Source organism: Gordonia sp. LMA484, from assembly GCF_058129505.1.
Window position 1 is genome coordinate 3,824,884 of the sequence record NZ_CM176700.1, and the last position, 12,567, is coordinate 3,837,450.

The 12,567-nt window shown below is 67.3% G+C and carries 11 protein-coding genes; 4 read left to right on the plus strand and 7 right to left on the minus strand.

Annotation, left to right across the window (positions count from 1 at the left end; translation table 11 throughout):
* Positions 1-13 precede the first annotated feature (13 nt).
* A complete protein-coding gene (locus AC4AMJ_RS16860; protein WP_489913420.1) occupies positions 14-1,942 on the minus strand; it encodes a hypothetical protein in 1,929 nt (642 codons plus the stop codon).
* A gap of 88 nt (positions 1,943-2,030) precedes the next feature.
* Between AC4AMJ_RS16860 and AC4AMJ_RS16865 the strand changes: the two genes are divergently transcribed.
* On the plus strand, positions 2,031-2,324 hold the full coding sequence (locus tag AC4AMJ_RS16865) for a chorismate mutase (protein ID WP_489900785.1): 294 nt from the start codon (positions 2,031-2,033) through the stop codon (positions 2,322-2,324).
* A 74-nt stretch (positions 2,325-2,398) separates the two neighbouring features.
* Positions 2,399-4,090: a glucose-6-phosphate isomerase gene (pgi, locus tag AC4AMJ_RS16870; RefSeq protein ID WP_489913422.1), complete on the plus strand. Its 1,692-nt coding sequence runs from the start codon at positions 2,399-2,401 to the stop codon at positions 4,088-4,090.
* A gap of 196 nt (positions 4,091-4,286) precedes the next feature.
* Here pgi and AC4AMJ_RS16875 read toward each other — a convergent pair whose 3' ends face one another.
* Positions 4,287-4,817, minus strand: a complete 531-nt coding sequence (locus tag AC4AMJ_RS16875; protein ID WP_489899981.1) for a hypothetical protein — start codon at positions 4,815-4,817, stop codon at positions 4,287-4,289.
* Positions 4,818-4,839: 22 nt separating this feature from the next.
* Here AC4AMJ_RS16875 and AC4AMJ_RS16880 point away from each other — a divergent pair, with 22 nt between their 5' ends.
* Positions 4,840-5,511: a hypothetical protein gene (locus AC4AMJ_RS16880; RefSeq protein ID WP_489899979.1), complete on the plus strand. Its 672-nt coding sequence runs from the start codon at positions 4,840-4,842 to the stop codon at positions 5,509-5,511.
* 189 nt (positions 5,512-5,700) lie between these two features.
* Here AC4AMJ_RS16880 and AC4AMJ_RS16885 read toward each other — a convergent pair whose 3' ends face one another.
* From AC4AMJ_RS16885 to AC4AMJ_RS16905, 5 genes are read right to left on the minus strand one after another with little or no spacing between them, the layout of a single operon-like run.
* Positions 5,701-6,450, minus strand: a complete 750-nt coding sequence (locus tag AC4AMJ_RS16885) for an SDR family oxidoreductase (RefSeq protein ID WP_489899978.1) — start codon at positions 6,448-6,450, stop codon at positions 5,701-5,703.
* Between the two features lie 44 nt (positions 6,451-6,494).
* A complete protein-coding gene (locus tag AC4AMJ_RS16890; RefSeq protein WP_489913424.1) occupies positions 6,495-7,535 on the minus strand; it encodes a pyridoxal phosphate-dependent aminotransferase in 1,041 nt (346 codons plus the stop codon).
* A complete protein-coding gene (locus AC4AMJ_RS16895) occupies positions 7,532-8,563 on the minus strand; it encodes a 3-oxoacyl-ACP synthase III family protein (RefSeq protein ID WP_489913426.1) in 1,032 nt (343 codons plus the stop codon). The genes AC4AMJ_RS16890 and AC4AMJ_RS16895 overlap by 4 nt, the downstream gene beginning before the upstream one ends.
* The gene (locus AC4AMJ_RS16900; RefSeq protein WP_489899974.1) at positions 8,560-9,225 is read right to left on the minus strand and encodes an SRPBCC family protein; all 666 of its coding nucleotides are present in this window, start codon (positions 9,223-9,225) and stop codon (positions 8,560-8,562) included. The genes AC4AMJ_RS16895 and AC4AMJ_RS16900 overlap by 4 nt, the downstream gene beginning before the upstream one ends.
* The gene (locus AC4AMJ_RS16905; protein ID WP_489913428.1) at positions 9,222-10,955 is read right to left on the minus strand and encodes a thiamine pyrophosphate-binding protein; all 1,734 of its coding nucleotides are present in this window, start codon (positions 10,953-10,955) and stop codon (positions 9,222-9,224) included. Before AC4AMJ_RS16905 ends, AC4AMJ_RS16900 begins: the two co-directional genes overlap by 4 nt.
* Positions 10,956-11,110: 155 nt before the next feature.
* Between AC4AMJ_RS16905 and AC4AMJ_RS16910 the strand changes: the two genes are divergently transcribed.
* Positions 11,111-12,565, plus strand: coding sequence for a sensor histidine kinase (locus AC4AMJ_RS16910; protein ID WP_489913430.1), 1,455 nt, complete (start codon positions 11,111-11,113; stop codon positions 12,563-12,565).
* Positions 12,566-12,567 lie beyond the last annotated feature (2 nt).

Below are 12,567 nucleotides of genomic sequence, written 5' to 3' on the forward strand. Positions count from 1 at the left end.
GCGGACTCGGCGATCAGCCGACCAGCCGCGCCTCGGCGACTTCCCCCACCCGGCCCTCACCGGTGTGCAGCGCCAGCCCATCGGTGACAGGACGCACCGAGATGCTGCGGCCGCGACCCTCCAACTGCACGTAGGCGACGTGCAGACCCGGCTCGACAGCCACCCGTACGGGGGCGCCGTGGTCGAGTGACAGGTCGATCTGACCGGCGGTGTTGGCGCAGTAGCTCACGGCGATGGTCCATCGCCACTGCAGAAGTGGGCCGTCGAGGGTCAGCCGCGCGGGACCGGTTATCTCCGGTCGATCGCATGCGCCCCGACCGGGCCTGATCGTGCGTGCCGGGGTCACCGCCCCCGGCACCATGGTGCCGCTGCTGTCGAGGACGTTCAGCCGGTCGGTCGTCACGCCGAACTCGGGTCGGTCGCGCAGCCGCCCGAAGGTGTGGCTGATCTGGTTGTTCGGGTAGGCGACGGGCAGCAGTACCTCGAGCGGCAGGGACTGGTCGAACATCGTGTGGTCCTGATTGGCAGCGAGTGAACGCTTCGCGTTCGCGAGGTAGTCGCCGGTCGGGTCGTCACGCCACGAGGTCGCGAACGATGCCAGCGAGATCATCGCCGATGCGATCGCCAGGCCGGCCGCGATCGCCACACCCACGCCGACGAGTTGACCGCGCTCCGCTCGCTGGCCGGCGTGCCGACCCGACGCCGCCGCACGCGCGCCCTCCGTGCGCGACGCCACGGCCGGCGACCCGACGATGAGCGCGATCGCGATGGTGAAGACCAGTGCGGTATCGGGCAGATAGCGCATGGTCTGCGCCAGTTCGAGTGCCGTGTTGGCACTCGAGCGATTCCACATCACCGGGATCTGTGCGGCAATCATGTACCCGGCGGCACACAGCACGACGGCGAGCGCACCGCGCCGTCGTGCCACCGCCCACCCCACCAGCGCCGCCACGACCAGCCACCCGAGAATGATCATCCAGACTGGAGGGAAGCCCATCGGCGGACTCGGGACCCAGCGCTCCCACTCCCAGGGTCCGCCCACCATCGAAGGGACGACGGCATCGTTGATCGTCCGCCACACCAATCGCGCCGTCTGCGCCACCGAATGCTCACCGGCCGTGGCGTCGGACACCGAGAAGAAGATCAGTGTCCACACCACGAAGATCCCGCCCATCGATGCCCACAGGGCGCGCCCACGGGTGAACGCTCGGACGAGTGCGGACTCCGGGTAGGCGGTGGCTGCGGCCGAGTCGGGATCGTCGGCGATGCGAGTCGTGGCGGCACCGCCGGAGGCACCGGGTACACGCGGGGCGTCCGTGCTGCCGGAGAACCGCACGGCCAGCACCGCCGCCGCGAACGCCACGGGCAGGATGAACAACGACTTCTCGAAGAACGCCAAGGCCACCACGAAGATCACCGTCGATCGGATCAGGATCGATCGGGCGTCCGGGCGTCGACTGCTCGACCGCGCCAACAGCACCGCATCGGCAACAATCCAGGCCATCGCGGCCTGCATCGGCAGTGAGTTGAGTGCCGCCGCCCACCAGGCGAAGGCCGGCACCGTCATCGGCGTGAAGAGGTAGAACGCCAGCGCGCCCAGCGCACCGAGTCCCGCGGCGGGACCGGCGAGAACCCGGATCATCCGCCAGACCGCCAGCGACGCGAGTACCTGCAGCACGATCAGAGTGATCGCGGGGACGATCCAGTTGACCGGTGCGATCAGCGTCGACACCCCGGCCACGAGGAACGCCGCCGGCATGAAGTGACCGTCGTGGCTGTGCCCGAGGTAGTCCCAGCTGAGGATCGGGTTCGACGATGCACGTCCGATGAGGACCAGGTCATCCCAGTAAAAGTTGCTCGACAGGGCAAGCCAGCCACGGATCACGAGTTGTGCCACGATCAGAGCGATGGCCACCCACGAGACCGTCCGGCTGCTCAGCATGCGGTCCAGTCTCACGGCGTGAACCGCCCGTGGCAAAATCGGTCTGGTGACTCACGCCAACACACCTGACGAGACGGCCGGTGCCGCGATGCCGTTCGACGCGGATGACTACGACCTGTCTGACGACGTCTCGGGCTTGGCCGACGACATCGACGTCCTCCGTCTGGAGATCGACAGGCTCGACGCGATGATTCTCGCGTCGGTCAAGCGACGCTCGGCGGTCTCGAAGAAGATCGGTGCCATGCGCATGGCGTCGGGCGGTCCGCGCCTGGTGCACAGCCGTGAGGTCAAGGTGCTCGATCGGTTCGCCGAACTCGGTCAGGAAGGCCACACGCTGGCCATGCTCCTGCTGCGACTGGGCCGCGGTCCGCTCGGCCGTTAGCGGGGTGACTCCGACCCGATCACGGTCCGCGCATGACGTCGCGGGTCCACCGGCGACAGCATAGGGTGAAGGCCATGAGTGACGTCTCCGGCAGCGACTTCGACATCAGTGACCACGACGACATCACCGCCACCCAGTCCTGGCAGGCCCTCGCCGCGCATCAGCCGCACGTCTACGCGATGCATCTGCGTGAGGTCTTCGCCGTGGACCCGGAGCGTGGCCGGGAACTGACCATCGACGTCGGCGACCTGCACATCGACTATTCCAAGCATCGCGTGCTGCGGGAGACGCTGGAACTGCTCACCAGTTTGGCCCGCGAGGTCGGGCTGGAGGACCGGCGCGACGACATGTTCGCCGGCGAGCACATCAACACCTCTGAGGACCGCGCGGTCCTGCACACCGCGTTACGTCTCCCGGCCGACGCCTCCCTGACCGTCGACGGGCAGGACGTCGTCGCCGACGTGCACGAGGTCCTGACCGCGATGGGCGCGTTCACAGACAAGCTGCGCAGCGGGGAATGGAAGGGACACACCGGAAAAGCCATCACCGACGTCGTCAACATCGGGATCGGCGGCTCCGACCTCGGACCGGTGATGGTGTACCGGTCGCTGCGCCATTACGTCGACTCGAACATCCGCTGCCACTTCGTGTCCAACGTCGACCCCGCCGACATGGTCGGCACCCTCGCCGATCTGGACGCGGAGACCACACTCTTCATCATCGCCTCCAAGACATTCACCACATTGGAGACGCTGACCAACGCCGCGGCGGCGCGGAGTTGGCTGTTGGAGAAGCTCGGTGCCGGGGATGACGCGGTTGCCAAGCACTTCGTCGCCGTCAGCACCAATGCCGACGAGGTCGCGAAGTTCGGCATCGACACCGTCAACATGTTCGGGTTCTGGGACTGGGTGGGCGGGCGCTACTCGGTGGACTCGGCCATCGGCCTCTCGGTCATGGCGGCGATCGGCAAGGAGCGGTTCGCCGACTTCCTGGCCGGGTTCCACGTCGTCGACGAACACTTCCGCACTGCACCGCTCGAGCAGAACGCGCCGGTGATCCTGGGTCTGATCGGCCTCTGGTACAACAACTTCTGGGATGCCCAATCACGCGTGGTGCTGCCCTATTCCGACGACATGGCACGGTTCGCGGCGTATCTGCAGCAGTTGACGATGGAGTCGAACGGCAAATCGGTGACCGCTCACGGACATCACGTCACGACGGATACCGGAGAGATGTTCTGGGGTGAGCCCGGCACAAATGGTCAGCACGCGTTCTACCAGTTGCTGCATCAAGGCACGCGGATGATCCCGGCGGACTTCATCGGCTTCGCTCAGCCCACCGACGATCTGCCGACTGCGGACGGCTCGGGCTCGATGCACGATCTGCTGATGAGCAACTACTTCGCCCAGACCAAGGTCTTGGCGTTCGGCAAGACCGCCGACGAGATCGCCGCCGAGGGAGTCGCTCCAAACATCGTGGCGCACAAGGTGATGCCCGGCAACCGACCGTCGACGTCGATCCTCGCGCCGGAGCTGACCCCCTCGGTCATCGGGCAGCTTATCGCCCTCTACGAGCACCAGGTGTTCGTCGAGGGCATGATCTGGGGCATCAACCCCTTCGACCAATGGGGTGTGGAATTGGGCAAGACCCAGGCCAAGGAACTGCTGGGAGTCCTCGTCGACGACACTTCCCCAGCGCCCCAAGATGATTCATCGACCGACGCGCTGGTCCGCTGGTACCGCCAACACCGCGGCCGCAAGGCCTGACGCTGCGCCGCTCGCAAGCGTCACCCGCCGATCCCTGAGCAGCGAGCAGGCGTCACCCACCGATCCCTGAGGAGCCTCGCGAGGAACGAGCGAAGCGTCACGAAGGGCCTCCCTGTGGAGCGAGCGCGCTCGCGAACTTCACCCCGATCCCTGAGGAGCCTCGCGAGGAACGAGCGAAGCGTCACGAAGGGCCCGGCTACCAGCGTGATTCGTCGAAGACCTCGTCGGGGATCTCGTCGCCCGGTTGCACACCGAGCGCCTCGAGACGGCCCATCAACGCTGCGGCCACCGCGATGAAAGTGATCAGATCCTGTGGTTCCGTGGAGCGTTCGGCGGGATCGCCGCCCATGAACTCGTGCACGGCCGGCGGCACACAGTCCCCCATGTCGATCGCTCGCAGACCAGTCGCCGTGCGCCACGCGTCGAAGCTCGCGGCATCCACGGCTTCGGCGATGTCGCCGTTGCGCACCGCGGCGAGCACCTCACCCACCGACGCCAACGGCCCGCTGCTGCCGCTCGACGGATCGAAACCGACCACGGTGTCGCCGCCGATATCGGGATCGTCGGCGAGGGTGAAGTACACGATCCCCCGCCAATCGGCGCCGAGCGCCGCCACGTCATCGCGCCCGAAGACGTCGATCAGCAGTTCGCTGACCTCGTCACAGCGCCGCTCACCGAACAATTGAAACGCGCCATGGGCCACAACCTGCCCCTGCTTTGCCGACACATCGGCTACCTTACGCAGGGTGATGGGATCACAGACCGCGACGCAGGTGGCACGGCGTGTGAGTCTGCTCGCGTGCGCCGCGATCGCGGTCGTCACTGCCGGGTGCACATCGTCATCCACCTCTGACGAGGTGACGCCCACCTCGGTTCCGACCAGTGCTGCCGTCGCGGCGCCGCGCGGCCAGACCGATCTCTCCGCCACCGGGACCCCACTCACCTTCGGCGAATCCGCCGTCCTGCCCGCCCACACCTTCGCGGCCACCGGCCCGCACGCGATGTTCACCGTCACCGGGATCACCCCCGCCGAGGGTGTTCCCGACGACGCCACCAACGGCGGCACCGCCTACTTCTTCTACGTCACGGTGACCTCGTTGTCGACGCGTCCGGCGTCCGCACCCGACGTTTTCGGGTTGAGCGCCAGCGCCGACGGAAAGACCCCGGCCTTGACGTTCTCCCCTACACCCGGACTGCCCGACTGTCCTGCTTCGACGCCGCCCGAACAGATGCGACGGGGCGAGTCGTACTCCACCTGCCTGGTGTCCGTGGCGGATCGGGGGCAACGCCTCCAACGGGTGATCTACTGGGCCGACACCGCCGGCCAGGAAGCGCTCGACTACAAGAGCGCGCCCGTCGTGTGGTCACCGGCCGGATTGCCCGCATCCGCCTCTCCGAGCGCGGGCCCGGCCGCGGGCTGACACCCCATCGCGGTGCGAACCGGACCAACGGCCCGGGATCTACCTCCGACAGCACCATGAAAAGCGCCCTCGACATGCGCCCTGTGGAACGAGGCCGGCGACATAATGTCGGCGGCCGCTTCCTGTGGGGGCGCTTCTCAGGGGCGCTTCTCAGCTAAGCATGTCAATGCAGGGGCACACCGAACCGCGTCACACCATCCGACGGGTGATCGCCGACGGTAGATAGCGCAGGGCAGCCGCGATCGGCAGCCAGGGCCAGGTCGGGACGGGCGCCCAGGCGGACTCCTTCTCGATGGCGGCCACCATCGCCGCGACCCCCTTGTCGGTGCCGGTCATCATCGCCGTCTGCACACCTCGGTTGATGTCGGTCTCGATGTACCCGGGCAGAAGGACCGACACCGTGATCGGCGATCCGGCGAACTCGGCCTGCAGCCCCTGGCCGAGTGCCGAGAGTCCGGCTTTCGACGCCGAGTACGCGGCCTGGGCCTTGGGCAGGCCGCGGATCGCGCTCATCGAACTGACCAACACCAGATGTCCGTGCCCCTGGGCGCGGAAGATCTCCAGGGCCGCCTCGGCCTGGGCCAGTGCCCCGACGAGGTTCGTCTGGATCGTTTCGATGTTCGCAGCGGCGTTGCCGGTTCCCAACGGCGCCCCTTTCCCCAGGCCGGCGTTGACGATCACCCGGTCGAGACCACCGAGTTCGTCGGCCAGTGCGGTGAAAACCCCGGGGACCGAGTCGGTGTCGGTGACGTCGAGCCGCGCGGTGGCCACCTGCGCGGCGGCCGGCCGCAATTCGAGTGCGAGCTCATCGAGCCGATCGAGACGTCGGGCACACAGGGCCAGCGCCCGACCCCGGGCGGCGAACATGCGTGCCATTCCTTCACCGAGCCCGGAGCTGGCGCCGGTGATCAGGATCTTCTGCCGTGTCGTTGCGGTCACGGCACCCCAACCTACCCGGAACGGAGGGCTCGCAGGTCGACCGGTCAGGCGGTCATCGCGGTCATGCGCAGCACCGCGATCAGGTGATCGGTACTCGCGCGATCGCCGACCGTGATGCGGATTCCGTCGGTTGCACATTCTTTGGTCGCGACACCGCAGCTGCGCAGCAGTCTGCCGATGTCCACGCCCTCCGGGCCGGGCACGAACAGGAAGTTGCCCTGGCTCGGCAGGGTCGGGCATCCGATCGCGGCCAGCATGTCCGCCATCCGGCGACGTTCGGTCTGCATCGCCCGAACACGCTCGGCGAGTTGCTCTTCGGCAGCCAGCGCGACGGGCACGGCGGCCATCGCCGGGGCGCCCACCGCGAACGGGACCTCGTGTCGGTGCAGTGCCGACACCAGGTCGCGGGCACCGATACCGTAGCCGACCCGGAGGGCAGCGAGACCATAGGCCTTCGAGAACGTGCGCAGGACCAAGACGTCGGCGTTGATCGTCAGAAGATCCCTGAGATCGGGAGGGTTGTCACAGAATTCGACGTATGCCTCGTCGACGATGGCAAGCACACCGGGTGGCAGCGCACCGATGAACGCATGGAGTTCGGCGGTGTCCACGACGGCGCCGGTCGGGTTGTGTGGAGTGCAGACGATGACGGCGACCGTGTCCGCGGAGACGGCGGCCTGGAGGGCGTCGAGGTCGGGGCTGCCGTCAACGGCGAGCGGTACCGCGTCGACGCGCAGGCCGACCATGGACGCGAGGATCGGGTAGCCGTCGAAGGTCGGCATCGCGGTCACGATCGCGGGCGAGTCGATTCCACACGCGGCCGCCCGACGGCGACACATCTCGAGCGCGGACAGGGCGACCCCGGTGGCGCCGGCTCCCACCGTGATCTGGCCGGACGGCAATCGCAGATGATCCGCTATCTGGCTGCGCGTGCGGTCGGGACGAAAGTCGGGATACCGATTGACGTCGGTCAGGCAGTCCCGCAACGCCGCTGACACGGATGGCAGCGGCCCATACGCGGATTCGTTGAGGTTCAGCCGGACGGACGGAACCGCAACCGTTCCACAGTCGAACGGAGGACTCACGAGCGGCCACCCCACCGGAGCGCGGCGGCCGCCGCGAAATCGCCGGCGTGGGCGAAGGCCGCGGTCATCACCACGTCGCCCTCCTGGATACGACCGTCGGTGATCGCCGTGTCGAGGGTGACCGGGATGCCGACGGCGAACAGATTGCCGCACTCGTCGAAGGTGTCGGGATGTCGTTGCTCCGGGAGTTCCATGGCCTCACGCCAGTTGCGCAGGAATATCCGGTTGGGCTGGTTGGTCACGAACCAATCGAGGCCCGCGGGTGCGATGCCGATGCCGTCGGCGACCTCGATGGCCGCCTCCGGCACCATCCGGTTTCCACGGGCCAGCACCTTGGCGATCTTGGCCTCGTTGAAGCCGATGTGGATCTGGCCGGGCCCGGCCTCCCAGTACTTACGCGGCGGATTCGAGACGCCGGTCATGTCGGCGGAATACTGACCGTACGAGTGACAGGTCAGCCCGAGTATCGGGCTCCCGCCCTCACCACCGATACGCACCAGCGCCACTGCCGAACCATCGCCCGGGATACAGGCCTGCGGCTTGCCACGCACCTGTTCCTGCGTGAACACCTGGCCCGCGCTGTTCTGGGCCAGACCGATCAGCGCGGTGCGGCCGCCGTTGGCGCGCAGCAGCGCTCCGGCCAGATCGATCATGTGGATGAACGCCGCGCACCCACCGTTGTGGACGTCGAGAACCGTCGTCGGACGCAGGCCGAGTCGATGGGCCACTTCCCCGCCACATCCCCGCACGGGCACTTCGGGAAGCTGACTGTGTGTGAGCACCACATCGACGTCGTCGAAGATGTCGGCGCCGTGCCGCTCGGCGAGAACGCGCGCCGCAGACATCATCATGTCGGCCGACGTCTCACCGTCGGCTGCGTGATGGCGGAAGGCCGGTGACCGGAACATCGCGTTGCCGCTCAGGTCGTCTTCTTCGGCGTACTGAGCGAAATACTCTGCCGGTACCCGATTCTCGGGCAGGTAGGTGGCGAGATCCACCAAGGTCGTCGGCATGTCGGTGACGGTCATGAGCGCATCCAATCGGGGGTGATGGGCAGGCCGTTGCGGTGTCGGTACTCCGCGATGGCCTTGAGGTTCTCGAGTTCGAGTTGGTGGCCCCCGGAGAATGTCTCCCAGAAGTCGCCCACCCAGACCGGGCGCTCCGGTGGAGCGGTTTCCGGGTACGGGTTCTCGTCGTAGAACGGGTGATGACAGTTGGTCCACAACACCACCGAGCCGGGCCGGTCGAACACCACCTGCGCGTCGACGACCCGCATGAGGTAGATCATCCACAGGTGCCGGCCCTGATCCCACGCGCAGTGGTAGTCGACCGTCATCGCTTCGGCGTTGGCGACGGTACGGGTGTAGATCTTCGTGTCCGAGCCCAGCCGGTCCTGTGCGACCCACAGCCCGTCCTCCTCGGTCCGGGTGAATCCGCGCAGGCTATACGTCCACTCCTCCAACGACCTTGTGTCCGCGAGCCATTCGAAGAGCTCGCGCGGTGGCGCGGCCACGAAACTCTGGACCGGACAGAACTCGCCGTAGATCTGGTCGTGTGGGTAGACCGACCGCAGCCGATCCAACAGGATCGGTGTGGCGATCTTGCGCGGATGCGTCTCGATACGCGTCAGCCCCTCGAGGCCGGCCGCATCGTCTCCGAGATCGGACAGAGCGGGCAATACTGAGGTCATGAGTGGCCTTTCGGGATCAATGGTGCGAATGGAGGGATCTCGTCGGGATCCACGTCGATGACGAGACAATTGGGGCCATGTCGGGACAGCAGATCCGCCGCCGCGGAACGAAGACCGCTGCGGTCCGTCGCATGCGCGACGCCGAGATCCGGAAACATCGCATCGAGCCCGGCAGCAAGGTCAGTGGGCCGGAATCGGTTGATACTCGGTACGTTCGGGAAGAACAGGTGCTCACGGGTGATGCACATTCCGTGTGCATTGTTGTTCAGCAGCACGAAGGTGACCGGCGCGTTGTGTTCGATGGCGGTGTGGATCTCCATGCCGTGCATGAAGAATGCACCGTCCCCGGCGATGACCACGGTGCGCGTCGGCTGTCCGGTCGTCGTCGAGTGGATGGCGGTGCCGACGCCCGCCGCGAGAGCGTAACCCATGCCGCCCATGCCCAGCGCGACGACGAATCGGCCCCGGCCGAATGGCAGATGGTGGATCGCCGCCGCCCCCGCATTCCCGGCATCGGCGAAGACGACCGTGTCCGGCGGCAGCGCAGCGCCGATCTCGGTGATCGCGGTCTGCATGTCGAGGTCGACGCGAGGGGCGGGCACCGGGAGACGGGTCACCTCGATCGGCGGGCGGTGTGGCGGTGTGGCGACCGATTCCCGGATGCGATCGGTCAGGGCATCCAGACAACCACGGAGGTCGCCGCAGGACAGGTGGTCGACGGGTTGTGCCGATCGCGGTGGCTCGGCACCCAGGTGGATCACCCGTATCCGGCCAAGGGCGTCGTCAAGGCCGGCGCGATCGGTCATCGTCATGCGACAGCCGATCGCCAGGCAGAGCTCGGCTTGCTCGACCGACCGATGCGCCGAGGGGTGACCCATCACCCCGGTCACTCCCGCGTTTCCTTCTGCGTCGGCCAGGATGTCGCGGCCCCCGGGCGACGCGACGACGTCGGCACCCAACCGCGCGGCGAGGGCTGCGATCTGCTCGCCGAGACCGGCAACCGACGCCTCGTCCCCCGCCCAGATGACCACCCGGCCGCCCGAACGGACGACGGAGGCGAGGTCGTCGGCTATCCGGCTCAGTTCGGCCCGGACCTCATCGTGGGGCGGCCGTGTGTGCCGGATATGGTGCCCTGGATCTGCCCCGGCGGGCAGTGCCGAACGCTGAACATCCTTGGGCAGCAAGACAACGGCAGGTTGTCCTCGGTGCAGTGTCGCGATTGCGGTGGCGAGTGCCGCCGGCACCTCGGCCGGTTCGGACACCACCGAACAGGATCCGGCGACTGCGGACATGACGCCGGTGATGTCGATGGTGTCCGGCGGGGACAGCATGTCCTGAAATGCCCCTCGCCCGACCAGCGTCGTCGGCGCGGTCCCGATCAGCGCGAGCACCGGGACGCGACTGTCGTAGGACTCGGCCAGCGCGGGCACGACGTTCATCGCCCCGCCGCCCGACGTGGTCATCACGGCGGCGGGTCGTCCGGTGATCCGTGCGACCCCGTCAGCCATCGCGCCGGCCGCGAACTCGTGCTTGGCGACGACCGGCGTCATGCCCTCCGCACGGACCGCCGCGTCGTAGAGATCCTCCACGTTGGCGCCATGGACTCCGAACACTGTGGTGATCGACTCGCAGAGGAGTTGCTGCACAATGTATTCCGCTACAGTGCAGGAAACGGCTGAAGCCGGGTTCGCCTGTTCGGGCGTCGGGGTGCGGCTCGCGATCACGGTCATGTGCCAACTGTGCGTCGGTCTACCTGAAGGTCCGCTGAAAGCCGCAGCGCCAAGATCTTTGTCGGACGTTCACATGACATTTACGATGAGACGAACAGGTGCGATCGCCTCAACCGGCAGCGGCCGGATCAGTCGACACACCATGAGGAGCTCTGATGTCTGGCACTTTGCCCGGATGGCAGGCCCTGTTCAGCAGGCGCCAGGGCGTGCGTGTGCGCTCCACCGTTGTCGGGACCTGCCTCGTCGCCCTGGCACTCGCCCTCGGAGCGGTGGCCATGCTGTTCATGCTGCACCGCGCCGACAGTCGTTCGATGTACGACTCGACCAGCTATCGAGCCTATGAAATCGCCGACTACATCCGACAGGGTGGAGTGGGCGCCATCCCGCACGAGGAGTTGATCGTCGGGTCCGGGGTGGACATGATCCAGGTCATCGACTCGAACGGGCGGATCGCCACGTCGTCTCCCGGCGCGCCCCAGGTGCCGCTCACCGACCGGCGGCCGAGCCCCTGGACCTCGGTGACGGTCGAAGGCCAGATGATTCCCGGTGACCAGGGTGACTACTGCGGCACGATCGTGGGCGCACGACACGGCGCCGATCGCTACACCGTTGTCGCCGCCATCTACGCCGGCCCCTACCGCGAAGGCCTGGTCAACACGGCGCTGCTCCTCGCGATCGGGATACCCATCCTCGTCGTGCTCAGCGGGGTGTCGATCTACTACTTCGTCGGCCGCGGCCTGCGGCCGGTCGGCAAGATCACCCATCAGGTCAACCAGATCACGAGTTCGGATCTGTCGCTTCGGGTTCCGGTTCCCACCACCGACGACGAGGTGACCGAGCTGGCCACCACCATGAATGCGATGCTCGGCCGGCTCGACCAAAGCCAGCAGGCGCAGCTTCGGTTCGTCCAGGACGCATCGCACGAGCTTCGCAGTCCGCTGACCACCGTGGTGGGCATCCTCGACCTGGCCGACGACACCGACTCGCAGATCGACCTGCCGACGGTGCGCACGATCCTGCTGCCCGAGGCCCGCCGTATGCAGAACATGGTCGACGATCTGCTGCTTCTCGCGCGGGCCGACGAGCGCGGCGTGCCGCTACAACGCGAGGACGTCGATCTCGACGATCTCGTGGTCGACGAGGTACGTCGGCTCCGGGCGCTCGGACTGGCCCGCGTGGAGACCTCGATCACCCCGATCCGGGTGTCCGGTGACCGGGACAAACTCGCACGGTGTGTGCGGAACGTGGCCGAGAACGCAGCGCGGCACGCGACGTCACGGGTCCGGTTCGAGATGCACGCCGACGACGACCAGCCGATCGCGACGATCTCGGTGACCGACGACGGGCCGGGTATCGCCCCCGATCAGCGGGCCGCGGTGTTCGAACGCTTCACGCGGCTCGACGTCGATCGGAACAATCGCGGCGGCTCGGGGCTGGGGCTGTCGATCGTCCACGAGATCATCCGCGCCCACGGCGGGACGGTCACGATCGAGGATCCTCCGGCTTCGTTCGGTCACGGCACCACCTTCGTGATCTCGCTGCCGACCGCCGCTCGAACCACCGTCGACGACACCGCGGTCGGCGCGGAACTCGCACCGCCGAGCACGTGACG